Source organism: Myxococcus sp. CA005 (genome assembly GCF_006518205.1).
GTDB classification, from domain to species: Bacteria; Myxococcota; Myxococcia; order Myxococcales; family Myxococcaceae; genus Myxococcus; species Myxococcus xanthus.
In genome coordinates this window covers 16,967-42,460 of sequence record NZ_SRLV01000049.1, presented here as the reverse complement: position 1 = coordinate 42,460, position 25,494 = coordinate 16,967, and the positions used below count along the sequence as shown (strand labels likewise).

20 protein-coding genes are annotated in these 25,494 nt (G+C 70.1%); 9 read left to right on the top strand and 11 right to left on the bottom strand.

Going from position 1 to position 25,494, the window contains the following annotated elements:
• Position 1: 1 nt before the first annotated feature.
• The 6 genes from FMQ63_RS21725 to FMQ63_RS21700 form a co-directional block, all read right to left on the bottom strand.
• On the bottom strand, positions 2–1,894 hold the full coding sequence (locus tag FMQ63_RS21725) for a sigma-54-dependent Fis family transcriptional regulator (RefSeq protein WP_011554029.1): 1,893 nt from the start codon (positions 1,892–1,894) through the stop codon (positions 2–4).
• A gap of 28 nt (positions 1,895–1,922) precedes the next feature.
• On the bottom strand, positions 1,923–2,930 hold the full coding sequence (locus FMQ63_RS21720; protein WP_011554028.1) for a hypothetical protein: 1,008 nt from the start codon (positions 2,928–2,930) through the stop codon (positions 1,923–1,925).
• Positions 2,927–4,858: a serine/threonine-protein kinase gene (locus FMQ63_RS21715; RefSeq protein WP_011554027.1), complete on the bottom strand. Its 1,932-nt coding sequence runs from the start codon at positions 4,856–4,858 to the stop codon at positions 2,927–2,929. The genes FMQ63_RS21720 and FMQ63_RS21715 overlap by 4 nt, the downstream gene beginning before the upstream one ends.
• Positions 4,859–4,876: 18 nt before the next feature.
• Positions 4,877–5,962, bottom strand: coding sequence for a 6-phosphofructokinase (locus FMQ63_RS21710; protein ID WP_011554026.1), 1,086 nt, complete (start codon positions 5,960–5,962; stop codon positions 4,877–4,879).
• 152 nt (positions 5,963–6,114) lie between these two features.
• Complete coding sequence (locus FMQ63_RS21705) at positions 6,115–6,597, bottom strand: tetratricopeptide repeat protein (RefSeq protein ID WP_011554025.1); 483 nt, start codon at positions 6,595–6,597, stop codon at positions 6,115–6,117.
• 230 nt (positions 6,598–6,827) lie between these two features.
• Positions 6,828–8,045: a sialidase family protein gene (locus FMQ63_RS21700; protein ID WP_225909297.1), complete on the bottom strand. Its 1,218-nt coding sequence runs from the start codon at positions 8,043–8,045 to the stop codon at positions 6,828–6,830.
• Between the two features lie 362 nt (positions 8,046–8,407).
• Between FMQ63_RS21700 and FMQ63_RS21695 the strand changes: the two genes are divergently transcribed.
• Genes FMQ63_RS21695 through FMQ63_RS21685 form a run of 3 tightly spaced genes read left to right on the top strand, consistent with a single transcriptional unit; the run spans position 8,408 to position 10,588 of the window.
• Positions 8,408–9,562 carry a M4 family metallopeptidase gene (locus FMQ63_RS21695; RefSeq protein WP_011554023.1) on the top strand — a complete coding sequence of 385 codons (1,155 nt, stop codon included), beginning with the start codon at positions 8,408–8,410 and terminating at the stop codon, positions 9,560–9,562.
• Between the two features lie 19 nt (positions 9,563–9,581).
• The gene (locus tag FMQ63_RS21690) at positions 9,582–9,923 is read left to right on the top strand and encodes a protealysin inhibitor emfourin (RefSeq protein ID WP_011554022.1); all 342 of its coding nucleotides are present in this window, start codon (positions 9,582–9,584) and stop codon (positions 9,921–9,923) included.
• Entirely contained in the window at positions 9,920–10,588 is a 669-nt protein-coding gene (locus FMQ63_RS21685; RefSeq protein WP_011554021.1) for a hypothetical protein, read from the top strand. Before FMQ63_RS21690 ends, FMQ63_RS21685 begins: the two co-directional genes overlap by 4 nt.
• Before the next feature lie 8 nt (positions 10,589–10,596).
• On the opposite strand, the gene FMQ63_RS21680 is transcribed toward FMQ63_RS21685, so the two are convergent.
• On the bottom strand, positions 10,597–11,130 hold the full coding sequence (locus FMQ63_RS21680; protein ID WP_011554020.1) for a GNAT family N-acetyltransferase: 534 nt from the start codon (positions 11,128–11,130) through the stop codon (positions 10,597–10,599).
• A gap of 12 nt (positions 11,131–11,142) precedes the next feature.
• A complete protein-coding gene (locus FMQ63_RS21675; RefSeq protein WP_020478344.1) occupies positions 11,143–11,490 on the bottom strand; it encodes a hypothetical protein in 348 nt (115 codons plus the stop codon).
• Positions 11,491–11,947: 457 nt separating this feature from the next.
• Here FMQ63_RS21675 and FMQ63_RS37505 point away from each other — a divergent pair, with 457 nt between their 5' ends.
• On the top strand, positions 11,948–12,115 hold the full coding sequence (locus FMQ63_RS37505; RefSeq protein WP_020478345.1) for a hypothetical protein: 168 nt from the start codon (positions 11,948–11,950) through the stop codon (positions 12,113–12,115).
• Between the two features lie 16 nt (positions 12,116–12,131).
• Here FMQ63_RS37505 and FMQ63_RS38585 read toward each other — a convergent pair whose 3' ends face one another.
• Positions 12,132–12,785, bottom strand: a complete 654-nt coding sequence (locus tag FMQ63_RS38585) for a hypothetical protein (protein ID WP_176973846.1) — start codon at positions 12,783–12,785, stop codon at positions 12,132–12,134.
• 163 nt (positions 12,786–12,948) lie between these two features.
• On the opposite strand from FMQ63_RS38585, the gene FMQ63_RS21665 reads away from it, so the two are divergent.
• A complete protein-coding gene (locus tag FMQ63_RS21665) occupies positions 12,949–13,623 on the top strand; it encodes a hypothetical protein (protein ID WP_011554018.1) in 675 nt (224 codons plus the stop codon).
• 23 nt (positions 13,624–13,646) lie between these two features.
• Here the strand turns inward: FMQ63_RS21665 and FMQ63_RS21660 are convergent, their stop codons facing one another.
• Complete coding sequence (locus FMQ63_RS21660) at positions 13,647–15,047, bottom strand: DUF3943 domain-containing protein (RefSeq protein ID WP_011554017.1); 1,401 nt, start codon at positions 15,045–15,047, stop codon at positions 13,647–13,649.
• A gap of 173 nt (positions 15,048–15,220) precedes the next feature.
• Between FMQ63_RS21660 and FMQ63_RS21655 the strand changes: the two genes are divergently transcribed.
• The 3 genes from FMQ63_RS21655 to FMQ63_RS21645 all read left to right on the top strand — a co-directional run bounded on the left by FMQ63_RS21655 (position 15,221) and on the right by FMQ63_RS21645 (position 18,820).
• Positions 15,221–16,543: a S1C family serine protease gene (locus tag FMQ63_RS21655; protein ID WP_011554016.1), complete on the top strand. Its 1,323-nt coding sequence runs from the start codon at positions 15,221–15,223 to the stop codon at positions 16,541–16,543.
• Positions 16,531–17,499 carry an FHA domain-containing protein gene (locus FMQ63_RS21650; protein ID WP_020478347.1) on the top strand — a complete coding sequence of 323 codons (969 nt, stop codon included), beginning with the start codon at positions 16,531–16,533 and terminating at the stop codon, positions 17,497–17,499. Before FMQ63_RS21655 ends, FMQ63_RS21650 begins: the two co-directional genes overlap by 13 nt.
• A 70-nt stretch (positions 17,500–17,569) precedes the next feature.
• Positions 17,570–18,820, top strand: a complete 1,251-nt coding sequence (locus FMQ63_RS21645) for a DUF4130 domain-containing protein (RefSeq protein WP_020478348.1) — start codon at positions 17,570–17,572, stop codon at positions 18,818–18,820.
• Between the two features lie 93 nt (positions 18,821–18,913).
• Here FMQ63_RS21645 and FMQ63_RS21640 read toward each other — a convergent pair whose 3' ends face one another.
• Positions 18,914–19,894, bottom strand: a complete 981-nt coding sequence (locus tag FMQ63_RS21640) for an aldo/keto reductase (protein WP_011554013.1) — start codon at positions 19,892–19,894, stop codon at positions 18,914–18,916.
• A 256-nt stretch (positions 19,895–20,150) separates the two neighbouring features.
• Between FMQ63_RS21640 and FMQ63_RS21635 the strand changes: the two genes are divergently transcribed.
• A complete protein-coding gene (locus FMQ63_RS21635; RefSeq protein ID WP_011554012.1) occupies positions 20,151–25,484 on the top strand; it encodes a non-ribosomal peptide synthetase in 5,334 nt (1,777 codons plus the stop codon).
• The last annotated feature ends 10 nt before the right edge of the window (positions 25,485–25,494 follow it).

The window sequence follows — 25,494 nt, the reverse complement described above, 5'->3', positions numbered from 1 at the left end:
CCTAGAGCAGCTCGTCTCCCTCCTCGGGCGGCAGGGGCCGCCCTGACTTCTCCGCTTCCAGCTTCTCCAGATGCCGGAAGATGGTGCGCGGGTCCACTCCCAGGTCCTTGGCCGTCTTGGTGCGGTTCCCGTTGTTCCGGGCGAGCACCTCGTTGATGTAACGCTTCTGGAACTCTTCCTTGGCCTGGAGCAGCGGCATGATGGGCTCCAGGTTCTCCGGCTTCAGGTCCAGGTCATCCGGCCCCAGGAGCGGCTTGTCCGCGAGCACCACCGCCTTCTTGAGCCGGTTCTCCAACTCGCGGATGTTGCCCGGCCAGCCGTACTTGCGCATGGACACGGTGGCGGAGGGGGTGAAGCCGCGGGCCTTGGAGCTGAACTCGCGGGCGTACTTCTGGAGGAAGAAGCGGCCGAGCACCACCACGTCCTCGCCGCGCTCTCGCAGGGGCGGCAGCTTCAGCGTGACGACGTTGAGACGGTAGTAGAGGTCCTCGCGGAAGGTGTTCTTCTTCACCTCGTCCTCGAGCACCTTGTTGGTGGCCGCCACCACGCGGATGTCCACCGGCTCGCCGCGGTTGTCGCCGACCTTGTAGACGACCTTCTCCTGGAGCGCGCGCAAGAGCTTCACCTGGAGCTGCAGCGGCATCTCACCGATTTCGTCCAGGAAGAGCGTGCCGCCAATGGCCGCCTGGAACTTGCCGGCCTTGGTGGCCACCGCGCCGGTGAAGGCGCCCTTCACGTGGCCGAACAGCTCGCTCTCCAGCAGGTTCTCCGGAATCGCGCCGCAGTTGATGGTGATGAAGGGGCCCTTCGCGCGCGTCGAGCGGCGGTGGATTTCCCGCGCGATGAGCTCCTTGCCGGTGCCCGTCTCACCGGTAATGAGCACGGAGATGTCCGTGGGCGCGATCTTGTCGATGCGCTTGTACACGTCCCGCATGCCCTGGCACGCGCCGACGATGTCGCCATAGCGCTGGTCCTCCAGCTTGCGGCGCAGCTCGGTGTTGTCGAGCTTGAGGTCGCTCACCAGCATCGCGTTCTGGAGAATGAGCGACGCCTGCGCCGCGAAGATGGTGAGCATGTCCGCGCTCTTGGGCTCGAACCGGTTCACCAGCCGGTCATTGCCCACGTAGAGGACACCGAAGAGGTCGCCCTTCTGCATCAGCGGCACGCACATGACGGAGTGGACGCGCAGGTTCACCACCGACTCGCTCTTGTTGAACTCCGGCGAGTCCAGCGCGTCCGCGACGATGAGCGCCTTCTGCTCCTTCACCACCTTGGCGATGATGGAGTCGGAGATTTTATCCTTCTCCACCGCGTCCTCGATGTTCTCCCGGGACACGTTGCGCGCCACCTTCACGCGCGGGTCCCCGTTCTCCATCAGGATGAGGAAGCCCTTGTCGGCGCGCGTCACCTCGATGGCCTCGTCCATCAGGCCCTCCAGGAGGCGCTCCAAGTCGTAGAGCCCCAGCAGCCGCTCGCTGAACGCGGTGAGCCGGCGCAGCAGCAGCAGCTCGCGGCCGGGGACGCCGGGCAGCTCCGAGGTGTGCGAGTCGGGGTTGGACGTGTGAATCAGCTCGCGCGGAGGGGACGCGGGTAGCGGCGGTGCACGGGGCGCGTCGTCCCGGGCGAAGATCAGCTCGGTGTGGCCCACGCGGACCACGTCGCCGGTGGAGAGCGCATGGGCGTCGCGCTTCTTGCCGTTGACGTGGAAGGTGGCGCCCAGGCTGCCTACCTCGTAGCGCGTGCCGTCGAAGGTGACGTGCAGGGCGCTGGCGGGCACGGAGGTGTCCTCCAGCGGGATGTCGTTGTCCGGGCCCCGGCCAATGCTGGTGAGGCGCTTGTGCAGGGAGACTGCGCGGATCTTGCCATCGGGGGTGCGGACGGTGAGGCTGGCCATGGCTTCACGTACCTGGAGGGAGTCTCCGTCAGAAGGAGAGGGTGAGACCGGCGCCGAGTCCGCCGCGGGTCGGGTAGAGGCCCACGCGCGTGTACGTCTTCGGTGCCGTCGCGCGGGCGGAAGTGGAGCGAGGGGACGGCTCCGCGGGTTGTTCGGCGCGAGGCTCCACCGTGCTGCGGACCACCTGGTCCTCGTGGTGGAACAGCGCGTCCACCACGCCCACGGCGTAGATGGCGTAGAAGCCCGCGGCCGACGACAGCTTGAGCAACTGCCACGCGTCGCGCTGCCTGGCCCGGCTGGTGGGGATGTAGCGCACGGTGACGGAGGCCCGGCCGTCCGGGTCCAGCACGTTGTCCAGATCGATGGTGCGCTCTTCGAAGAGCCCTTCGTAGGCGAAGAAGGAGATGATGCTCGTCACCGCCAGCACCCCTTCGGTGGCGGCGAAGACGATGCCCAGACTGGTGCGGCCCTGCTGGAACTGGCCGGCACCGAAGGGGACGAAGTTGACCAGGAAGTTGCGCTTCTCCACCGTGCGCACCGTCACCTGGGACGCCAGCTCCTCGGCGCGGCGGCGCTGCACTTCGGCTTCCAGGCGCTCGCGCTCGCGGCGCTCGGCCTCCGCCTTCTCGCGCTCCTGACGCAGCCGCCGCTCCTGGCGCAGGAAGTCCAGCTCCGTGTCCATGTCCTCCTTGAGCGTGTCGAAGAAGGCCACCGCGGGCGGCGGGACGACGAAGGGGTCCAGGCTGAAGTCCGGATCCAACCGGAGCAGCGCGCGCAGGTGACGGCGGGCGTCGTCGGTGCGGCCCAGGTTGAAGGCCGCCAGGCCCGCGAGCTTGTGCAGCTCCGCCAGGTCGTCCTCGTCCAGGCCGCCCCGGTCGATGCGCGAGGCCGCGCGGTCCATCACCTCGGCGTACTTGCCGTACTCGAAGCTGGCACGCAGCGCGGCGACCTCCGGGTCACCGGCGTCCTGGGCGAGCGTGGCGCCCGGAGCGAGCAGCATCAGCGCCGTGAACAAGAGCGGGAGGCAGCGGCTCATTCTGGGCGGAGGCTCCCGCGCAGGGTGGTGGGTTCGCCCGGCCGCAGATGGACCACCCGGCGCTCCGGCACGTAGCCCGGGTGGGAGACCTCCACCACCACGGTGTGCTGGAAGCCCGCGGGGCCTCGCGGGGAGCGGACCTCGAAGGGCGTCTTCAGGCTGTCCTCCGCGGAGCGGAACTCGTCGCCCACGCGCACCAGCGCGCCCGCGGGCTCGAAGTCGACCGACAGGCGGGACGCCTTCGGCTGGGCGCGCAGGTGGAAGACGTTGTCGCCGTCCGGCTGCACGTCGATGGTGTCCACCACGTCCTCGCAGTAGTCGCAGGAGATGGTGACGGTGTGCCGGCCCGGCGTCACCTCCACGTCATGCTTCTGGAGCGGCTGGGCGCTGGGCACGCCGTCATCGACGCGGATGCTGCCATAGGGGCGCACCAGGATGGACACAGGCAGCTTGCGCACCAGCGGCTTGCGCGGTGCTTCCTCGTCCTCGCCCGCGGGGCGTGTGCCCATGCCGCGAACGGTGCCGCCCACGGCCGGCGTGCCATCCGTCCGCGGCGACAGGCCTCCCGGTGCCGTCGCGCCCTTGACCCCGCGCGAAGCCGGGCGGGGCGGTTGCGACGTGCCAGGGCCGGGGCGCCCGGCGCTCTCCTTCGGGGCCGGGGTGGTGTCGGGAGGCGCGACGGTGGCGAGCGGCTCGGAGGGCGGGGTCGGAGGCAGCGTGGCCGCGACCTGTCCAGGCGTGGTGGCGTCGGGCGGGGTGGTGGCTTCGGCGTCGTTCGCGTGGCGGGCCTTCCAGCCGCCCAGTCCCAGCAGTCCGGCGGCGGCCACGCCCACGCCCAGGCGCAGACCCCGGCGGCGCCACGTCTTGATGCGCTGGGCGCGCTGGATGCCCTTGAGGAGCGCCAGTGCCCGCGCGTTGGTGGTGTCCAGCGCCAGCACCTGGTTGAGACTGGCCAGGGCGCGCGGGGTGCGCTTCTCCGCGAGCTGCCGCTCGCTGCGCTCCAGCAGGGTGGCGACGATGCGCTGACGGGCCAGCTTCCGGTACGACGGCGGGTCCGCGAAGTACGACACCAGCTCCTCGCCCACGCGGGCGAAGCCCAGGCCGGCCAGGTAGTCCGCCAGGGCGTCCCGCAGCCGGGCCGCGTCGGGGTAGCGCCGCTCCGGGTCGCGCTGCAGGCAGATGGCGCAGATGTCCGCCAGCTCGTCCGACAGCGCGGGCACGCGCCGGCGTGCGTCCTCGTAGTCCCCGTCCAGGATACGCTTGAGCGTGGCGGTGGTGTTCGGCGCGCTGAAGGGCAGCCGTCCCGTCATCGCCGCGTAGAACATGATGCCCACGCTGAAGACGTCCGCCGTGGGGCCCGCCTCCAGGCCTTCGATGATCTCCGGGGCCATGTGGGCCGGCGAGCCCACCAGCGTGCCGGTGACGGTCATCCGCTCCTCGATGTCCATCAGCCGCGCGATGCCGAAGTCCATGAGCTTGAGGACGCCGTCCTCGCGCACCATGACGTTCTCCGGCTTGAGGTCGCGGTGGATGACGCCGGACTCGTGCGCGTGCGCCAGCGCCGCGGCCAACTCGTGGATGACCATGGCCGCCAGCTCCGGCGGGTCCATGGGGCCCTCGTCCATGAACGCCTTCAGCGTCTGGCCGCGGATGTACTCGGTGACGATGAACGCGTCCTGGGCGTCCGCGGCGGAGAAGTCGAAGACCTCCAGGATGTTGGGGTGGTGCAGCTTGGCCACCGCGCGGGCCTCGCGGGCCAGCCGCCGGCGGGACTCGTCCTTGCCGGCCAGGTGCGGGTGCAGCACCTTCACCGCGACTTCACGGTCCAGGGCGGTGTCGAGCCCTTTGTACACGACGCTCATGCCCCCCGAGCCCAGTTGCTCGAGGATGCGGTAGCGACCGATATGGCGGCCGACGAGCGTCGTCATGGCGGTTTGGCGGTCCCCTCAGTCCCCGAAGCTGATGCCCATGCTCTTGGTGAAGCGCACCAGCTCACCCGCCGGATCCACGCGGCGCTCCTTGCGCGACTCGCTCAAGGGGACCGCGATGATTTCGCCCGCACGCAGGGCCACCATGTGGTCCCACTGGCCCGCGCTCACCAGGTCCAGCACCTTGCAGCCGTAGCGAGTGGCCAGTACCCGGTCCGCCGCGCTGGGGCTGCCCCCGCGCTGGAGGTGGCCCAGCACCGTCACGCGAATCTCCGCCTCGATGTGCCGGGCCAGCAGGTCCGCCAGCGCCTTCCCCGAGCCGCCGAGCCGCACCACGCCCCGGCCGGGAATGGCCTCCGCCGTGTCCAGCACGGCCAGCTCGCCGCCCTGGGGGAACGCGCCTTCGGAGATGGCGATGATGGAGAAGCTGCGACGGCGGGTGGAGCGGCGGCGGATCTTCTCCACCACGGACTCCACGCTGTACGGAATCTCCGGAATCAGGATGACGTCCGCGCCCCCGGCGATGCCGCTCTCCAGGGTGAGGAAGCCGGCGTGGCGGCCCATGATCTCCACGACCATCACCCGGTCGTGGGCCTCGGCGGTGGAGTGCAGGCGGTCGAGCGCCTCGGTGACGATGAGCCGCGCGGTGTCGAAGCCGAAGGTCTGATCCGTCCCGGACAGGTCGTTGTCGATGGTCTTCGGACAGCCGACGACCTTGAGCCCCTTCTCCACGAGCCGGTGGGCGATGGACAGCGTCCCGTCGCCGCCCACGGCGATGAGCCCGTCCAGGCCCAGCTCCTCGCAGCGGAGCAGGACCTGATCGGACACGTCCCGCTCCACCCAGTGCCCATCCTCACGGGTCGCGTAGCTGAAGGGGTTGGCCTTGTTGGACGTGCCCAGGATGGTGCCGCCCTTGGGGAGGATGCCGCGGGTGTCCTCCTCGGTGAGCGGGTGGGCGAGCCCTGGCTCCACCAGCCCCATGTAGCCGTTCTCGATGCCCACGAACTCGTAGCCGAATTCGTGCGTGCCTCGCTTCACGAGGCCGCGAATGAGTGCGTTGAGGCCGGGGCAGTCGCCACCGCCGGTCAGGACTCCAAGTCTCATGGGACGGGGCATACAGGTCGGACGCGGGTGTCAGAGGGAGGGTGCTTCACCATGACAGAAACGTCGGACCTGATTGTAGGGGGGGCCCCCCGGGGGTGCAACGCGTGAATCACCGGCCAGGGCTGATTCGTGAGTGGAAACGGGCGTTTTCCTCAGTCCCGCTTCAGGCGGCGGCGCGAGGCCACCCGGTCCAGCAGGGCCTGGAGCCGAGGCTCCGGCTTGTCGGGGAGTGCCCTATCTGTCGGTGACTGTAGGGGCATGGCCTTCGCGAGGCCATAGAGCTCGATCAGCCGCTCCTTGAGCAGCTCGCTGTCCGGGCGTTCCTGGACCGCGCGCCGGTAGCAAGCAGCGGCGCCCGCATAGTCGCCCAGCGCGAAGAGGCGCTCGCCTTCCTGGACGGGGGAGGAAGGGCCCACGGGGAGGGGGATGCTGGCCTCGGCCCGGGCGGCTTCGAGCACCTCCAACTCCGCGGGTTGGAGCAATTCGCGCGCGTTGGCGAGCTTGAGGGCGAGCCCCTCGTCCGCCGGGAAGGCCCGCACGAGCGACTCGTACAGGCGGAGCGCTTCGGTGAGTTCGCCGCGGCGCAGGGCGCGATCGGCACGTGACTCCATGTCGGCCCTGGCGGCGGGGTTCATCTCCCGGGCAGGTTACCCGCGCTGCGCGGGGATGTCACAACGAACACGCAGGGAGACGCCGCGACAAGGCTCGGATTCCGGGAGGCCGCACGCTGTGTCGGGGTGGCTGGCACTCAGGCGCGGATTTCAGGAGGCTGTCTGTGCGGTGCATGTCGCGCGCGCGGACGCTCGAGGCCAGGGCGCGGTGCGAGGGTGGCCGCCGCGATTGCGAGGAGACGTGGTGTCCCGGGCTATTTCGCCTCGGTGCGGCGGAAGAACACGTCGGTGTTTTCGTTGGCCAGGTCTTCCAGCCAGGCCACGTAGCCATGCGATCCGCCGCTGGAGGCGAAGACACGCGGCGCGGAAGAGCGCGTCGGCGTGTTGCTCAGGTTCGTCACGGGCGTGAACGACGCGCCCAGGTCACCGCTGGCCCGGTAGAAGATGTCGACCGAGCCGGCGGTGGTGTTTTCCCACGCGACGCGCAGATGCGATTGGGCCGCGGAGAGGCTGACGGAGCCGGAGTATCCCGGGGTGAGGCTCAGGTTGCGTGGCGCGGAGAACGTGGCCCCGTGGTCGTTGCTGGCGCGCAGGAGGATGTCGAAGTTGCCGGGGCTGTCGTCCTGCCACGCCACGAAGACGTGCTGACCCGAGATTTCGAGGTCCGGAGCGAGCGCGAAGCCCTGGCTCCCACTCATGGCTTGGGTGGGGCCAAAGCTCTCCCCCCGGTCGGTGCTGCGGCGGTAGAGGATGGTGCAGGTGTCCGGGAAGAGGTCGTTGCATTCCTCCCAGACCACGTGGACCTTCTGAGCCTTGACGGCGATGCGGGCGAGCAGCGACGGCTGCCCCGGGCCCTCGCCGGCACTGAGGTTGAGACGCGGTGCGAAGGCCGTTCCCTCGTCGGGGCTGGTCCTCAGGTACACGTCGGGCCGGTCATCCGCGTCGATGTCGTCGCCCACCATGTAGACGCGATTGTTGGACGCGGTCATCTCTGTCACCCCGGTGCCATGACGGTCATCCAGCGCCAGTGTGGGGCCGAAGGTCAGCCCCTTGTCGTGACTCGCCCGGAAGTGCTGGGTCGCTGACCGCGCGCCCGTGAGCTCGGTCCATGTCACGTACACATCGCTGTTCTCGGCCGCGAGCCGGGGCGAAATGCCGTGCGCGGCCAGGGTCACCGCGGGAGCGAAGTTTCTTCCGTTGTCGTGGCTCACGCGGAACTGGATGCCCTGTTCGTGCCAGGCGACGTAGACCTTCTTTCCCTCCGCGACCACGGTGGGGAGGTAGGCGGACCCGGTGTCGTTGCTCAGCCTCTGGGGAGGCTCGAAGCTCTTTCCCTGGTCCGAGCTCCTGCGCAGGTAGACGTGGGTGACGTCCAGGGACGATGTATCACTCCACACGATGTAGACGTTGCTGTCGGCGACGGCTGTCTGGAATTCGAAGTTGAAGGTGGGCGTCCCGCTCAAATTCAGCACCGGACCGAAGGTCTCCTGGAGTCGTGCCGGAACTTCCTGAGCCGCCGCACTCCTGGAGAGCAGCACGGTTCCGAACAGCACGCCCCTGAGACATCGGCTCATCGTGTTCGCCATGTTCCGCGTCCCCCCTCACCAAAGGCGACGCGGAGGAATAGGCGCTGGCCGCGTGTGGTGTCACTGATCGGGGGCGCTGTTCGCATGGGAATGGCGAACAGGGAGACGCCCTGGAAAACGAGGGCCCCGGCTCGTCCGCGTGCCTGTGCTCCTTCAGGACGGCGGAGCCCGTGCGCGGCCGAGTCGCCCGAAGGGAGGTCCGGCGTTCCTACCCTCGTGGCTGAGCCCATTCAGCAGAGGGATTCGTCATGTTCCACCCAACACGACACCGGCACTCCATTCACTGCATCCTGCCGCCATACCTGGCTCGCTCCATCGCGGAGAACGGCACCAGCGAACAACGTGAGCGCGTCCTGCGGACGCTTTCCACGGATTCGACGTTCCGTGCGCTCCGGCTCGCGGGGAGCAGAACGACCCCGTCGACGCTCGTCACCCGTCCCAGGGCGATGATGGTGGAATCCGCGCTGCATCGGACCATCTACGACTTGAGGAACAGTGAGGCGTTTCCTGGCACGCCTGTTCGCTTCGAGGGACAGGAGGCGACGGACGACATCGCCGTCACTGAGGCCTATGACGGCCTGGGAGACACCTACAACTTCTTCTGGGAGATTTTCGGGCGCAGTTCCATCGACGGAGATGGGATGCCGCTGCAGGCCTTCGTCCATTACGGGAACACCTACGACAACGCCTTCTGGGATGGCCGGCGCATGGTGTTCGGGGATGGGGACGGCGACCTCTTCAACCGCTTCACCATCTGCCTGGACATCATCGCGCACGAACTCGCGCACGGTGTCACCGAGGACGAGGGGCCGCTCTGGTACTTCCGCCAGGCGGGCGCGCTCAACGAGTCCATGTCCGACGTCTTCGGCTCGCTGGTGCGCCAGATGAAGCTCAAGCAGAAGGCGGATGCGGCGGACTGGCTCATCGGCAAGGAACTCCTCACCGGCAACGTGGAGGGAGTCGCGCTGCGCTCCATGAAGAATCCGGGGACGGCCTTCGATGACGACGTGCTGGGCAAGGACCCTCAGCCCGGGCACATGAAGGACTACGTCCATACGTGGGAGGACAACGGGGGGGGGCACATCAACTCCGGTATCCCCAACCGGGCGTTCTACCTGGTTGCGTCGCACCTGGGCGGCTACGCCTGGGAGCGGGCGGGGCGCATCTGGTACGACGCCATTCGCGACTCACACATCAAGCCCGACATGGGCTTCCTCGACTTTGCGCGCATCACCGTGATGTCCGCGACGCGCTTGTTCGGCGCGGGAGAGGAGGAAGACGCGGTCCGGGAGGCCTGGGAGCAGGTGGGCATCCGCGTCGCCCGGTCTGGTGTCCGCATGCCCGCGTTCGTCGGCGCCGTCACCCAGCCTTCGCCACAAGCGGGGCGCGCCCCCAGGGCGTGAGGGCTGCGCCGCGGCTGCCATGCGCATCGAACTCAAGCGTGAAGGCGGGCCGGCCTACTTCCCTGGGCTGGCTCGGCCAAGAGTGGTGGACCTGACGAGCCTGCCACCAGAGCAGGCGGAGGCGCTGCGGCACAGTGTCCAGGCCGCCCGCTTCTTCGAACTGCCTCCCGTTGTGGGCACCCTGCCTCCAGGCGCCGCGGATGCCCGCCGGTTCACCGTGACCGTGGAGGAGGAGGGGCGGCGGCATACCGTCCAGTTCATCGAGCCCGTGGAGGAGCCACGGCTCCATGACCTGCTGGAGCAGGTGACGAAGGCGGAGAGGGCGCAGCGCCGCGGCGCTCGGCCAGGCACGCCTGGGTGAGGCACCGTGCCTGGTCGAAGACAGCGATTGGCCGGCGTGCCCGGGCAGGTATTCTCCCCGCGATGCGTATGAACCGTTCCCTGGTCTTCTGCCTCCTGCTGACCGCCTGTGCGACCACGCCGCGCGAACCCGCCTCCGTCGCGGAGGCGTATGCCCGCGCCCTCGAGGAAGGGCGTGTCGGGGACGCGTTCGCGCTGACTGTGGGGGGGCCCGAGGAGGAGGCGGCGTTCCTGGAGCGCTATTCCGATGCGGGGGCTCGCAGCGCGAGGGCCGCGGACGTCCGCGCCGGCGCGCCGCTCCTCGAGGCGCGAGCGCCCTCCTTGACGGTCGCGCAGTCCACCCAGGGGTGGCGTGTCGTCGAGGCCCGGCCCGCGGATGTGCCTCGGGCCGCCCTTCGCCAATTCATCGACAGCGTGGAGGCCCGTGACTGGACGGCCGCTTGGGGCCAACTCGCCGGGCCCCTGCGCGCGCGTTACACCCCGGAGCGCCTTCGCGAGGATTTCGAGCGCGAACCGCTTGCGAAGGAGCGTCTCCGCCGTGCTCGGCTCGCACTCAATACGCATGTCCGTGTCGGCGCGGGTGAGGCCGTGTTCCCGCTGGGCGACGAACGCGCCGTCCGGCTGGTGCTGGAAGAAGGGGAGTACCGGATCGCGGCGCTCGAGTGAGTCCGGCGTTACGGCGGGGCGGGCACGTAGAGCCGGCTGGGTGTGCCCTCGTAGTCGATGACGCGCTCGAAGCGCATTCCGCTGCGCTCCGCGACGCGGAGGGATGCCTCATTGTCCCGGTGGATGATGGCGACCACGGGCACGTCGGGCAGGTGACGCTGGGCCAGCGCCAGGGCCGTGCGGGCCATCTCCGTCGCATACCCGGTGCCCCAGCTCCGGGGCGTGAAGCGATAGGCGAGGTTCAGCACCGTGCGTCCTTCGAGCACCTTGTGGCGCACGCCACCGAAGCCCACGACGTCACCCGGGGCTTCGCGCCGCACCACCACCCAGTAGCCCACGCCGTGACGGGACCAGTCGTCCAGCCACAGCGCCAGTTGCTTCCTCGCGACGTCCAACGAGGGCATGGGGCCGGAAACGCTGAACCGGTTCGTCTCCGGATCCGCATGCAGGGCGAACACGTCGTCCAAATCGCTGTCGCGCACGGCGCGAAGCAGCAGGCGTTCTGTGGTGATGTTCTGAAATGCCTGGAGCATGGCTGGCAAGGTGCGTCGTGGCTAGCCGGCCGTGAGCGCCGGTGGCGCCGCGATGGCCGGGCGGCCCGCGGACAGGGCACCGAGGATCGCTGCCGCACCCAGGGCGTGGATACCCCCCACCCATGATGGAGGCATCCACGCCACGCCGGCTCCCGCCAGGAACGCCACCACCGCGAGCGCGGACGACAGGCTCCATGCCCAGCGCTTGCGACGGAACAGGAACACCGTCGCGACAGCCAAGGTCAGCCCGTACAGCAGCAGTGCCGCGGCCAGGGCCCCTGACACCTCGGCGGCCATGAGCCCGGCAAGCACCAGGTAGGGGACCATCAGCGATTGGGCGATGGCGGCCCCTGCGATGAACCCGCTCATGCGCTGAGAAGACTCGGTGGGAGTGTCGCTCACGCTGCAAGAGTATCGCGTCGGAATTCCGATGCGCCAGCGCGTTGCGGCTTCCCACGATGGATGCCTTGGCGCGGCCGCCACTAGCGTCCCGGCGATGCATATCCACTTCGATGGATCCAGGTACTGGGGTGTGGTGTTGGCTGCCGTGGCGCTGGCGGCGTGCAACGTGGGGGACCCGGGTGAGGATGAAATCCGGCTGGGAGAGGCGGGGCAGGCGCTGTCCTGTACTGTGACCCGCCAATGTCCGGGAGCCGCTCCTGTGTCCTGTGGTGCCACCAACGGCCTGTGTCTCTCGGGGGACAGCAACGGGGGTTGGGTGTTTTGTGGGCAGGGCTACACCTATTGTGCCGCGCCTTGTATTTGCGGCGGCGAGCGGTACGTCGCGACGCGAGGTGTCAATCATCCGCTCCGCTGCCACCGTGCCATGGAGACCGCTCGGGAGCAGGCCTATGCGGAGGCCTCGGCGGCATGCCCCGCGGGATACTGCAACGCGGTGGAGCAGGAGTTGCGCTGCGAGCAGACGCCGTATGGCGACCACCACGCGCTCTTTCAGTTGACGTACTCCTGCAAGGACCCGGTGACCTGCCAGTAGCGGCGGTGTCAGCACCTCAAGGCAAGACGGGGCCGCGAATGCGACCCCCGCCGGTGTCGTAGCGGCCATCCGGCACGTTCACCGCGTGCCCCCGGCGTTTGATCGCGGCACCGGCGGCGCCGCCGGTCGACGCGCCGAGTCCACCACACGCTCCCGCGGGGTCGCCGGGCTGGCCAAAGCCTCCGCCATCCCCGCCGAGCATGTCGTGCGAGCCATCGCCCCTGGAGTCGCCCGTCCGGCCGCCTTGACCTCCCGCGGTGCCGCCGGCCCTGCCTGGTTCGCCGGTGCGCACGCCGTTGTCCTGGCCGCAATACGCCAGCTCTTCCGAACCGCTGAGGGAACTGGCGCCTTCACCCCCCGCGCCTCCGACGAAGCCGGCGCCGCCGCCACCGCCCGCGTTTCGGTTGCACCCGGACCCGCCGGTACCACCACCGCCGCCGCCCCAGATGTTGCCGCGATTGGTGAGGGTGGCTGGAACCGTGAGCTCAATGGCCGTGCCTCCCGGCAGCCCGTCGCGATTGCACGAGCGGGGCCGGCCTCCGCCTCCGCCATTGCCTCCCGAGCCGCCGTTGCCTCCGGCGCCCACGATGTTCGCATGGTTGTTGATGCGGACCGTTGACCCCGAAGCGAGCGCGCCTGTCTCAGGTCTCGCTCGAAATGCGAATCGCACGAATGTCCTTGCGAGCGAGCGCTTTCGGACAGCCGGATTCGGCACTCCGGGTCCGTCTCCATCGTCAGCCCAGCCCCGAAGCGCCACACGCCGTGCGTTGAGGTCGCGAGGCCACCCGGCTTCCGGGCGGGCGCGGGCGTAGGGGGATGACTATGATGCACCGGTGCACGCCACCTTCCTGGCCGTCGGACTGCTGACGCTGCCGGGCGCGCTCGGAACGGAGCTGCGCCGGGATGGCTATTCGTTTCGCCCACCGAAAGGCTTCCACATGGTGCGGTGGGAGCAGTACGCCGGCTCGCGCGTGGGCGCGGTGGCGCTGGACCCGGACGCTCCGCGCGCCTTGTCGGCGGCCCTCACCGACGGTGATGGCCCGGACGCAGCCACGCTGCTCGTGTCCGTGGTGGGGCGCGGCTTCAGCGCGAGCCCCTCCGACCGGGAAGAGTTCGCGTCCGCGGTGATGCAGCACTACCAGCGCGAGCTGGGGCTCTCGCTTGCAGCGGAACGCGTGGAGCGCCTGGGCGGGGTGACACCGCGTGTGGAGGTGCTGGGGACGCTGCGCGAGGCGGGGCAGGTCCGCACGGTGCTCGTCGCGGGCCTGGCCTCGGAGGGGGAGCACGCCGTGGTGATGGTCAGTGCGCCCGCGGTGCGGTGGCAGGCGCTGGAGCCGCAAGTGCGCGCCTCGCTGGAGACCTTCCGCCACGAGCCGCCGAGCGCGGGTGGCCCCGTCCCACGCCGGGTGCTGGGCGCGCTGGCGGGAACCCTGGCTGGAGCGCTGGTCGTCTCGTACACGGCGTGGCGCCGGCGGCGGCTGCGTCACGCGGCGGGCAACCCCACGTAGTCACGCGTGCCCCGCGTGGACGGTCAGTGCACGGAGAGGAACACCCGGGCCTGCGGGACTCCGCGTGAGACGGTATCGAAGTCGCGGAAGAAGCTGTTTCGCTCGAAGAAGGTGAAGCTGGCGCCCAGGCCCAGGTTGGCGAACAACGGCACGTCCAGCAGCAAGGTGCCCTCATGCACCAGGTGGTTGCCGTCCGCGCCGTTGAGCGTGTGCAGCCACGTGCTGCCCGCGTGCAGCTTGAGGTACTCCCAGGGCCAGCGCCCGTAGGACGCCTCGAAGTGGAAGCCCAGGCCCGGGCCGTAGTCGTAGTCGCGGCCCACCTTGTCCGCGTACTCGGACGTGATGCCTGCGAGCACCACGCCTCGCAGATGAAGCGCCAGGCGCAGCTCACGGCCCCCCTGCGTCAGGTACCGGTACACGAGCCCTGCGCCGATCGACTGACCGCCCAGCTCGTAGGCCTGCGTGTCGTTGTAGTCGAAGTGCTGGAAGGCGCCGAGCAGCACGCGCTCGTTCCCACTGTTCTCCAGCGGGAGCATCGCCAGCGCGCCCTTCACCTCGGCGCGGCTGATGAGTCGGTTTTCGCCGGTGGTGAACTGCACGCCCATGTTGAAGGCGTCGAAGGGCGTGTCCACCGGGAAGCGCACGGCATCGCCGTAGCGCAGGTCCAGCTCCGCGAAGAACTGGTTCAGCGTCGTGCCCGCGTCGATGTTCAGGTAGCCGGTGCGCGCCAGCACGGCGAACACGGGCGGCTGCCAGTCCTTTGGGGTGGGCGCGCTGCGCCAGGCATCCCCGCGCACCACGCGGTTGAAGCCTCGGATGGGATTGAGCAACCCCGCGCTCACCTCGCGGGCGACGCGCCGGGTTCCCGTGGCGCGCTGGTCCAGCAGCATGGAGGACAGCCGGTAGATGACCTCTCCATGGGCCCACCCACCCATCGTGGTGTTGATGAGGTCGTTGTAGGAGGGCAGATGGTTCTCGGCGAACAACTCCCACTGGAGGCTGCCCACCAGGGTGAAGCCCATGGCGCCCCAGTAGTTGAAGCCATGGTCCCGGGCGGCGTTGAAGTACGTGCTGCCGTGGTAGGGGTGCGCGAACTGATTGGTACTGAAATCATCCTTGTCCCAGACGAATCCCATTTCGAAGTTGGTTCGCCATGCGTCCAGTCCGACCCGGGCAAAGTCCTTGTTCATGATGTATCGGTTGAAGCCCCACACCGTGAGGTTGATGGCCGTCACTTCACCCAGGGCCCACCAGAACTGGCGAGGCCGGGGAGGTGGGGCGGCGGCCTCCTCGTCCTCGGCGCGTGGCGCATCCGCGGGAAACTCCGCCGCCTGGGCGAGCGAGGGCAGCAGGGACACCAGCAGCGCCACCTTCCGCCATCGCGCCGCGGGTCCGCGCCGGCCGCACCACTGGCTGTGACGCATGCCGGCTCCCCCACCCGAAGGGTGAAGATGGGGACCCCGCGCGCGGTGCGACCATGGACCGGCGGCGCAGGGCCGCGTCGGTGGGTGGACGGACCGCCCGGCCGCCTGCCTGGCGCGAGACATGAGGCTGCACGTCCGTCGGAGGGCGCGGTGGGGTAGGGTGCGCCGCATCCATGTTCGCCTTCATCCTCGCAGCGGTGCTCACGCAGTCGCCGGTGGTGCCGGCGGCGCCGAGCCCGCCTCCCGCACCTGGCACCCCCGAAGCCGTGCCCGCCGTGCCCTTGAGCACGCTGCCACCCGCCACGCACGAGCTGTTCCAGCGCATCGAGGGACAGGTCGCGCAGGTGCGCATCATCGAGCGGCGCTCTGGCACGCGCTCGTCCATCGGCTCGGCCTTCTTCGTGTCGGCCGCCGGGCACGCGGTGACGAACTACCACGTGATTTCCGACGTGGTCATCCACCCGGAGGACTACACGGCGGAGCTGGTCCTGAAGGGCGGCGCAGAGCCCGTGCCGGTGCGCCTGGTGGACGTGGACGTCGTGCACGACCTGGCCATCATCCAGACGGCCACCCCGGTGCAGAGCTTCTTCGACCTGGACGACCGCGAGCCGCCGCAGGGCGCGCGCCTGTTCGCCATGGGCAATCCGCGCGATCTGGGCACCACCATCGTGGAGGGGACGTACAACGGCTTCATCCACGACGCGCTCTATGAGCGGCTGCACTTCAGCGGGGCCATCAATCCGGGCATGAGCGGCGGCCCCACGCTCACGGGAGAGGGCCGCGTGGTGGGCGTCAACGTGGCGACCATGGGCAACCAGGTGGGCTTTCTGGTGCCGGTGAAGCACGCGCGCGCGCTGCTGGCCCGCGCGCTGGAAGCCAAGGACTCCGGCGCGCAGGCGCTGCTGGATACCGTGCGCGCGCAGCTCCTGGACAACCAGCAGCGCGTCACCGAAAGGCTGCTGGGCGCGCCCGTGCCGCAGCAGACGCTGGGCAGCTACCGCGTGCCGGGGCGCTGGGGCACGTTTCTCAAGTGCTGGGGGGACACGCCGCATGACCCCGAGGTGCCGTACACGGTGACGAACTACCAGTGCTCGTCGGAGGAGGACATCTTCGTGTCCTCGCGCCACCGGACGGGCGTGGTGGCCTTCCTGCATCAACACGCCACCAGCCAGAAGCTGGGGGCGCTGCGCTTCTCCGCGCTCTACAGCGCGCTCTTCTCACAGGACCCGGACGCGGTGGAGGCCACACGGCAGGACGTCACCAACTACCGCTGCCAGTCGGAGTTCGTGGACGTGGCGGGCCTGCCCGTCCGTGCCGCGCTGTGCATGCGTGCCTACCGGAAGTTCCCCGGCCTCTATGACCTGGTGCTGCGCGCGGCCACGCTCAATGGCAGCACCAGCGGCGTGGACACGTCGCTCACGCTGGCTGGCTTCACCGCGGACAATGGCCGCAAGCTGGCGCGCCGCTACCTGGAGGGGCTGTCGTGGACGAAGTAATCTTCCTGGAGGTGTTGGAAGGGGACTCCGTCCAGGCCCGTCATCGCCTGGAGCGCTTCCCCGTCAACGTCGGCCGGGGTTACGGCAACGACGTCATCCTGGATGACCCGAAGGTCTCCGCCGAGCACCTGCGCATCGAGCGCCGCGAGGACGGCACGCTGGTGCTGCGCGACGTGGGCAGCCAGAACGGTACCTACCGCGTGGAGCCCTGGGCGCAGTTGGCCGAGCTGGAGCTGGCCACGGATATCCGCGTGTCGGTGGGGGACACGGTGCTGCGCTTCCGCGCGCGCGGTCACCCGGTGGAGAAGACCGTCGTGGCGGCGGCGCCCACCGCGCCGAGGCCACGCGTGTTCGAGCAGCCCCGCTACTTCTCCCTGGCCCTGCAGGCCCTGCTGGGCGCCAGCCTGCTGGAAGGCTACCTGGCCAACTACGGGCGCACGGACTGGGGGGAGCTGACGGTGGCGCTGGTGGTGCCGCTGGGCATCACCTTCCTGTGGGCGGGTGGCTGGTCGGTGGCGAGCCGCATCGCCCGGCGCCAGTTCCACTACCGCACGCATGCCACCGTGGCCGCGCTGGTGCTGCTGGGCTCCGTCGTCATCCAGCCGCTGCTCACGCTGGTGGGCTTCAGCCTGGGGGTGAGCGGCAACCTGGCCTGGGCCCACCACGTCGCCTTCCTGTCGCTGATGGCCTGGGGGCTCTACTGGCACCTGCGCTACGTGACGCGCTGGGAGCCGGGGCGGCTCATCCGGGTCATCGCCGTCGTCACGCTGTCGTTTGGCGCGCTGTCGCGGGCGGATGCATGGCTGGGCAACGAGTCCTTCAGCACGGAGCTGGGCTTCCGCCGGTCGCTGCTGCCGCCGGTCTTCCGGCTGGTGGGAACCGAGCCCCTGGATGACTTCTTCTCCGACGCCGTGAAGGTCCAGGAACAGGTGGACGCGCTGGCGCGCGACCCGTGAGCCGGCAGGGGCCGGCAGGACGTCACGGGCGGGACGGCGGATGTCAGACCGGGCAGGTAGGAATGCCCGGATGGACGTCCATCAGGAGTTGAGGCCTGTCATCGGTGCCCGGTGGTCGCAGGTCCGGGGCGTGCAGGGGGAACGGCTCGCGGCCGGACACCGGGACGGTGGGCTGACGCGGGTCTTCGTGGCGCCGGACCTGGCGTCCTTCCGGGTGGTGGCGCGGGGGCTGCTGGCGCGGGGCGAACCTCCAGAGCGGGTGCGCTTCGAGGAAACGCGTGGACGCCAGGGCATGTGGCTGGAGGCCGCGCGCTGGGAGGCCTGGGGGCGCGCGGCGTCCGGGGTGCCTCGGGACTTCGTGGGGCTGGCGCAGAAGGTGGTGTGCCACCGCGAGCCGGCGCGCTGGGCGCTGCTGTACCGCGTGCTGTGGCGGCTGACCCATGGAGAGCCGTCGCTGCTGGAGTGTCACGACGACGCGGACGTGTGGCGGCTGCGGTGGCTGGAGCAGGCGGTGCGGCGGGACACGCAGGCGTTGATGGCGGCCTTGCGCTTCCGCCGGGTGTGGCGGGACGGGCGCGAACACCATGTCGCGTGGTACCGGCCCGAACATCTCATCGTCCGGGACGTGGCGCCGTTCCTCGTGCGCCGCTTCCCGGCCTTCTCCTGGAGCCTGTTCACGCCAGACACCTGGGCGCATTGGGACCGGGAGCGGTTGACCTTCGAGGAAGGCGGGGCGCTGCCGGAGTGGGCACGCGCCCGGGTAGGACTGGCGGCGTCCCATTCGCATCCACGGGCGGGCGCGGAGCGCGCGTCCTTGCTGCTGGTGGGGGCTTCACCCGTGGACATCGCGGAGCCGCCTTTCGCGGGCTCCGCGGGAGCGCTCCTGGAGGTCGTGTTGGGCCGCGCGGGGCTCACGCGTTCCAGTCGCCGGGTGGTGCGGCCGTGCGGGGACGGATGCCGCTCGCGGCACGGAGTGCTCCCTCCGACGGCGCGGGGGGAAGGGCGCACCTGCCGTCATGGGCTGGAGGGCGTGGTGGCGGAGGTCCGCCCGCGGATGATCATCGCGCTGGGGCCCGTGGCGGCGCAGGCCTTCTTGGGGGTGGGGTTTCGCATGCACCTGAGCCGGGGGCAGCTGCTGGACACGCGGTGGGCGGAGGGCTGGATGGCCACGTTTGACCCCGAAGCGGTGCTTCGGCTTCCGGAAGGCCGGGCGCGGGCGGAGGCGCGCATCCACTTCGAAGCGGATCTCCGGTCGGCGGCGGCGTGGCTGCGGCAGCGGCTCACGGGGGACGCGCGGGCCCGGCGCGTGGAGGGTCCATGACGCCGCGGGCCCGGGTGCATCTCGCCGGAGCGCAGGAGGCTTGCGCCGTGACAGGTTCGCCTGTGTCAGCGTCCCGTCGACGCGGCCGTGCGCTCAGAGTCCACGCACGGCGTGAGGCTGGTAGGGGGCCTCCAAGGCCTTCACTTCGTCGGCGGTCAGCTTGAGGTCCACCGCGCGCACCGCATCCTCCAGGTGCTCCAGCTTCGTGGCGCCGATGATGGGCGCCGTCACCGCGGGGCGCGAGAGGAGCCAGGCCAGGGCCGTCTGCGCGGGAGGCACGTTGCGCTTCTCCGCGACGCTCCGGTTCGCTTCCGCCACGTCCCAGTCACTGGCCTGGTCATAGAGCATGGGTGACAGCGTGTCCGACTTCGCCCGCGTGGTGGCGTCCCGGTCCTTCAGCGACTTGCGAGAGCCCGCGAGCAGGCCGCGAGCCAGCGGCGACCAGGGGATGACGCCAATGCCCTCGGCTTCGCACAGGGGCAGCATCTCCCGCTCCTCCTCGCGATAGACGAGGTTGTAGTGGCCCTGCATGGACACGAAGCGCGTCCAGCCGCGCAGGTCCGCGACTCCCAGCGCCCGCGCGAACTGCCACGCATACGCGGAGGACGCGCCCAGGTAGCGCACCTTGCCCTGGCGCACGAGCTGGTCCAGGGCGGCCAGCGTCTCCTCCAGCGGCGTGTTCGGGTCCATCCGGTGAATCTGGTAGAGGTCGATGGCCTCCACGCCCAGCCGCTTCAAGCTGGCCTCGCAGCCCTGGACGATGTGCTTGCGCGACAGGCCCCGCATGTTCTGCCCGTCCCCCATGGGGAAGTAGACCTTGGTGGCCAGCACCACCTCGTCCATGCGCGCGTAACGGCGAAGGGCACGGCCCGTGATTTCCTCGCTCGCGCCCAGTGAATACATGTCCGCGGTGTCGAAGAAGTTGATGCCCAGCTCCACCGCCCGGCGGAAGAACGGCTGCGCGGCTTCTTCATCCAGCACCCAGGGGCGCCACTTGGGCGTGCCGTAGCTCATGCAGCCCAGGCCGAGACGAGACACACGAAGACCCGTGCGTCCGAGGTTGGTGTATTTCATTCCGTTGGTTCCTCATTCATTCAGCGTGGATGGCGGCGCGCCTCGTTGTGTCACTGGGCGTGTCATGGCTCATACCGTGGAAGACCGGGGCGCGCGCGTACCAGGCCTTTTCTGGTTACTTGGAATCCGGTAGAAAGAGCCGGAATCCAAGGGGCGCTGTTCGGAGCGATGCGGAGCGTGCCCCTCGTGCTTCCAGCAGGGGATGTGACGCGGCGTTCCGGGCGGTGCCTCCAGGCAGTGCTTCGGGACTCTCGACATGCACCTTCCGACCCGCGCCGACCCCGCCTCCGAATTCGTCTGCCCAGAGGACGTCACCCTCGTGGATATGTGTCGGGCTCGCGCCGCCGCGCAGCCAGACGACTGGATTTATACGTTTCTCGACGAGGCGGGGGAGCAGGCTGTCTCCTACGCGGAGTTGGACGCGAGCGCTCGCGCGGTGGCGGCGCTGCTACAACGACACCTGGCGCCCGGTGAGCGCGCGTTGCTGCTGTACCCGCCGGGCCGCGACTACACGTTGGGTTTCCTGGCGTGTCTCTACGCGGGCGTGGTGGCGGTGCCCGCCTATCCACCGGACCCGATGCGGCTGGGCCGCACCTTGCCCAGGCTCCAGGCGCTGGTGGCGGACTGTGGCGCCCGGGTGGCGCTGACGACTTCCGGCATCGCGGACATGGTGGAGCCCCTCACGCAAGGGGCGCCCGACTTGCGGGCGTTGCGCTGGTTGGCCACGGACTCCGTGTTCCAGCACGAAGCGGAGGCCTGGCGCGCGCCAGTCCTGCGGGGCGACTCGGTGGCGTTCCTGCAATACACCTCGGGCTCGACGGGGACGCCACGAGGCGTGGTGCTGCGGCACCGTCATCTGCTGCACAACTCGTGGTTGATTGCCCGGGGCTTCGACACCCGCCCCCACCCGGTGGCCGCCCTCTGGCTGCCGCCGTATCACGACATGGGGCTGATTGGAGGGCTCATCCAGGCGCTGTACCGCGACATCCCGTCGGTGCTGCTGCCTCCCATGTCCTTTCTCCATCGCCCGCTGCGGTGGCTGGAGGCGATGTCGCGTTTCGGTGCGACGGTCTGCGGCGCGCCCAACTTCGCGTTCGACTTGTGCGTGCGCAAAACCACGCCCGAACAGCGCGCGGCGCTGGACCTGAGCAGGCTGGAGGTGGCGTTCAGCGGCGCGGAGCCCGTACGCGCGGACACGTTGGATCGGTTCGTGGATGCGTTCGCCCCGGCGGGCTTCCGGCGCGAGGCCTTCTATCCTTGTTACGGGCTGGCGGAGGGAACGCTGATCGTCTCGGGAGGGACGCGCTCGGCCGTGCCGGTGGTGCGGCGTTTCGCTCGTGATGGCCTGCTGCGCGGCGAGGCGCGGGCGCCCGAGGTGGATGCTCCAGCGACGGCGCTGGTGGGATGCGGGCAGGCGCTGGGCGGCCAGGACGTGCGGGTGGTGGACCCGGAAACCGGCCGTCCATGTGCGCCGGGCCGCGTGGGCGAGCTCTGGGTGCGCGGTCCGAGCGTGGCGGACGGGTACTGGCAGCGCCCCGACGAAACGGAGCGCACGTTCCATGGCCGGCTGGCGGGCTCGGGGGAGGGCCCGTACTTGCGTACCGGAGACCTGGCGGTCATCGACGGCGGCGAGGTCTTCATCACCGGTCGCTTGAAGGACGTGCTTGTGTTGCGCGGCCTCAACTACTACCCGCAGGACCTGGAGCACGCCGCGGATCGCTGCCATCCCGGCGTGCGTCCCGGGTGTGGTGCCGCGTTCGCGGTGGACGCTGGCGACGAAGAGCGGCTGGTCATCGTGCAGGAGGTCGCCGCGAAGGTCGCCACGCCGGAAGCGGCGGCCGAGGTCGTCGCGAGCATCCGCGCGGCGCTGGGCGAAGCGCATGGCCTGGCCGTCCATGCCGTGGTGCTCATCACCGCCGGGACATTGCCGAAGACGTCGAGCGGCAAGGTGCAGCGGCGCGCCACGCGTGAGGCATTCCTGGCGGGGACGCTGGACGAGGTGCACGGATGGAAGGAGGACGCCGCGGCGGCGTCCTTGGACATCAAGCCTGACGCGGCACCCGAAGCGGCGGACGTGCTCGCGGTGCTCCGGTCCCGGCTGGCGTCACTGCTTGGCGCGAATGGACCGGCGCTGAGCGTGGATGTGCCCCTGACGCACCAGGGGCTCGACTCGCTGAGAGCGCTGGAGGTGTTGCACGCCGTGGACGAGGCATGGGGCGTGTCTCCACCCATCACGGCGGTGCTCCAGGGGCAGAGCCTCCGCGAACTGGCGCGGTGGGTCGAGCGGGCCCGGACCGAGGGCGCCGAGGCGCGGCCCGAGGCTCCGGCTGTCATGCCCGGCGACCCCGCGGCCTTCGTTTCCGATGGCCAGCTGGCATTGTGGTTCCTCCAGCGCATGGCTCCGGGCAGCAAGGCCTACCACGTGTCCCAAGCGGTGCGCTTCGTCACACCAGTGGACCCCGGAGCGCTTGCTCGTGCGTTCTCCGTGCTCGTTGCCCGTCACCCCGCGTTGTCGTCCGCGTTCCCCGAGGTGCAGGGGGCGCCAGCGAGGAGAGCCTGCGTCGCGCCGCCGGAGCTGGCGCGGGTGGAGGCGTCCACCTGGACGGATGAAGCGCTGCGTGAGCGGCTCGATGCGGATGCGCGGGAGGCCTTCGACATGGAGCGGGGCCCGCTGGTGCGCGCCCGGCTCTACACCGGTGCGCCACGCGGGGACGTGTTGCTGCTCGCCATGCACCACCTGGTCACGGACTTCTGGTCATTGGAGGTCATCGCGGGGGAACTGGGCGCGCTCTACACGGCCGAGGTCCGAGGCACGCCGTCCGGCCTGTCGCCGCCGCCACCCGTGGCTCCCATCCTCCTGTCGTTGGCGCGGCGGTCCACGGGAGCGCAGGGCGAAGCGCTCCTGGCCTGGTGGCGTGAGCACCTGGGGGGCGAGCTGCCCGTGTTGGAGCTGCCCACGTCGTTCCCTCGACCCAGGCTCCAGTCGTTCCGAGGGGCGCAGGTGACCTTCCGTCTGCCGCGCGAGACGTCCACGCGGCTCAAGGCCCTGGCGCGGACGCACGGCGCCACGCCGTTCATGGTGCTGCTGGCCGGTTACCTGGCGTTCCTGCGGCGCTACTCGGGGCAGGAGGACCTCATCGTCGGTACGCCGACCACGGGCCGCCCGCGAGCGGACCTGTCGCGACAGGTGGGCTACTTCGTCAACCCCGTGGCCCTGCGCGCCCGGGTGCCGCGCACGCTGTCCTTCTCTGGCCTGGTGGCGCGGGTTCGAACCACCGTGCTGGAGGTGCTGGAGCATCAGGATCTGCCCTTCACGCGGCTCGTCGAGCAGCTTCAGTCGCGGCGTGACCCGTCGCGCGCGCCCATCTTCCAGACGATGTTCGCCTTGCAGTCCCCCCGTACCGAGAACGAGCTCCTGGGCGCGTTCGCCGTCGGGGCTTCGGGCGCGAGCGCCCGGCTGGGCGATGACCTGACGGTCGAATCCGTCCCGCTGAGCCATCCCGGCGCCGCCTTCGACCTCGCGCTGATGATGACGGAGCTGGAAGGGGCCTTCGTGGCGAGGTTGGAGTACTGCGCCGACCTCTTCGACGCCGCGACCGCCGAACGGATGGCGCGCCACCTGGGGGCGCTGCTGGATGCCGCCGTGGCGCAGCCGGAGGTGCCGCTGGGCGACCTGCCCCTGTTCGCTCCCGACGAGCGCCGCACACTGCTGGCGCTGGGACGGAGGACACAGGACACGCGGGGCGCGCTCGTGCCCGGCATCATTCACCGAATCGAGGACTGGGCCGCGAAGACGCCGCAGGCGCCTGCGCTCGTCGCGGGCGCGTCGAGCTGGTCCTATCGTGAGGTGGCGGCATGGGTGGCCCGGCTCGCCGCGCGCCTGCGACGCCACGGTGTCGGGCCGGAGGTTCGTGTTGGCACGCTGCTGGAGCGCGGCAGCTCCGAGCAGGTCGTCGCCTTCCTCGCGATCTTGAAGGCCGGGGGCACGGTGGTGCCCCAGGAGCCTTCGTATCCCCCCGCGCGTGTGGCGTGGACGCTGGCGGACTGCGGCGCGCGCGTGCTGCTGGCCCAGGAGCGCTACGCGCAGCGCCTGGCGTTGCCCGAAGGGGTGACGCTGCTGCCGTGGGAGGCGCACGGCGAAGGCGACGACATGCCGGACATGTCCCTGTGGGAGGCCGGCGAGCCACCTCCGGACTGCGCGGCCTACATCACCTATACGTCCGGGAGCACCGGCAAGCCCAAGGGCGTGATGGTGCCGTACCGCGGCACCGCGCACCTGTGCGAGTCGATGGTGTCGGACCTGCCTGTCGGGCCCGGCTCGCGGGTGTTGCAGTTCGCCTCGCCCGCGTTCGACATGTCGGCGTGGGACTACTTCCTGGCGCTGGCCTCGGGCGGCGCGCTGCACCTGTCACCCGGTGGTCCCCCTGCGGGTGACGCGTTGTACCGGATGTTGCGCGAGCAGCGCATCACCTCGGCGACGTTGCCTCCCCCTGTCGCCGCGCTCCTTCCGGAGGGGCCGCTGCCGGACCTGTCGATGTTCATGGTGGCCGCGGAGGCGTGTCCGGCGAGCCTCGTGGCCCGCTTCGCCGAAGGCCGCGCCTTCTACAACGGCTATGGCCCGACCGAGGTGACGGTGGGCGCGACCTGGGGCGTCATCGCTCCGGATGAAGTGGGGCCGCCGAACATCGGGCGTTCCATGCCCCACGTGGACACCTATGTGCTCGACGAGGCGCTCCAGCCGGTTCCGGTGGGAGTCGCGGGCGAGCTGTACGTCGGCGGGCCGTCGGTGGCCCGTGGCTATCTGGACCGGCCGGATCTCACGGCCGAGCGCTTCATCCCCGACCCCCACGGCGGCGAGCCCGGGGCCCGGCTCTACCGCACGGGCGACATGGCCCGCCGCCGCGCGGATGGACGGCTGGACTTCCAGGGGCGCGCGGACGCGCAACTGAAGATCCGTGGCTTCCGCATCGAGCCGGGCGAGGTGGAGACGGCGCTGCGCGAACTCGCCGGCATGCGCCAGGCCCACGTCACCTCGTGGCGTCCTTCCGTGGATGGCGAGCCGCGGCTGGTCGCGTACGTCGTGCCACCGCCCGGAGACATCCTTCCACCGGGAGAGCTCCGGGCACGCCTGCGCGAGCAGCTCCCCGAGCACATGATTCCGGTCGACATCGTCCCGGTGGAGGCGCTTCCGCTGCTGGCCACGGGCAAGGTGGACGTGCGGGCGCTGCCGCGGCCGTCGCTCGCCGTGTCGCCAGCGGGCAAGCCTCGCACGCCGCTGGAAGAGACCGTGGCGCGCGCCTGGGCGGAGGCCCTGGGGCTGCCCGCCGTGGACGTGCATGCCCACTTCTTCGACGACCTGGGCGGCAGCTCGCTGTCCGCGGTGCGCGCGTGCTCGCGGCTGGGCGAGGCGCTGGGCCAGGACGTCCCCATCACCCACTTCTTCGAACATCCCACCATCCACGAACTCGCCCGCAGGTTGCAGGCCGAGGCACGCCCCGAGCCCACCTCTGACGTGAAGCACCAGTCGCGCGCGGAGGCCCGCCGGCAGGCGCTCCAGCGGCGCGGAAGGAACCCCCGGGGCCAGGACTGAGCACGACACC

Coding starts and splice junctions, on each gene's coding strand:
- FMQ63_RS21725 (WP_011554029.1), bottom strand. CDS start 1,894: ATGGCCAGCCTCACCGTCCGCACCCCCGATGGCAAGATCCGCGCAGTC.
- FMQ63_RS21720 (WP_011554028.1), bottom strand. CDS start 2,930: ATGAGCCGCTGCCTCCCGCTCTTGTTCACGGCGCTGATGCTGCTCGCT.
- FMQ63_RS21715 (WP_011554027.1), bottom strand. CDS start 4,858: ATGACGACGCTCGTCGGCCGCCATATCGGTCGCTACCGCATCCTCGAG.
- FMQ63_RS21710 (WP_011554026.1), bottom strand. CDS start 5,962: ATGAGACTTGGAGTCCTGACCGGCGGTGGCGACTGCCCCGGCCTCAAC.
- FMQ63_RS21705 (WP_011554025.1), bottom strand. CDS start 6,597: ATGAACCCCGCCGCCAGGGCCGACATGGAGTCACGTGCCGATCGCGCC.
- FMQ63_RS21695 (WP_011554023.1), top strand. CDS start 8,408: ATGTTCCACCCAACACGACACCGGCACTCCATTCACTGCATCCTGCCG.
- FMQ63_RS21690 (WP_011554022.1), top strand. CDS start 9,582: ATGCGCATCGAACTCAAGCGTGAAGGCGGGCCGGCCTACTTCCCTGGG.
- FMQ63_RS21675 (WP_020478344.1), bottom strand. CDS start 11,490: ATGAGCGGGTTCATCGCAGGGGCCGCCATCGCCCAATCGCTGATGGTC.
- FMQ63_RS37505 (WP_020478345.1), top strand. CDS start 11,948: ATGGAGACCGCTCGGGAGCAGGCCTATGCGGAGGCCTCGGCGGCATGC.
- FMQ63_RS21660 (WP_011554017.1), bottom strand. CDS start 15,047: ATGCGTCACAGCCAGTGGTGCGGCCGGCGCGGACCCGCGGCGCGATGG.
- FMQ63_RS21655 (WP_011554016.1), top strand. CDS start 15,221: ATGTTCGCCTTCATCCTCGCAGCGGTGCTCACGCAGTCGCCGGTGGTG.
- FMQ63_RS21645 (WP_020478348.1), top strand. CDS start 17,570: ATGGACGTCCATCAGGAGTTGAGGCCTGTCATCGGTGCCCGGTGGTCG.
- FMQ63_RS21640 (WP_011554013.1), bottom strand. CDS start 19,894: ATGAAATACACCAACCTCGGACGCACGGGTCTTCGTGTGTCTCGTCTC.
- FMQ63_RS21635 (WP_011554012.1), top strand. CDS start 20,151: ATGCACCTTCCGACCCGCGCCGACCCCGCCTCCGAATTCGTCTGCCCA.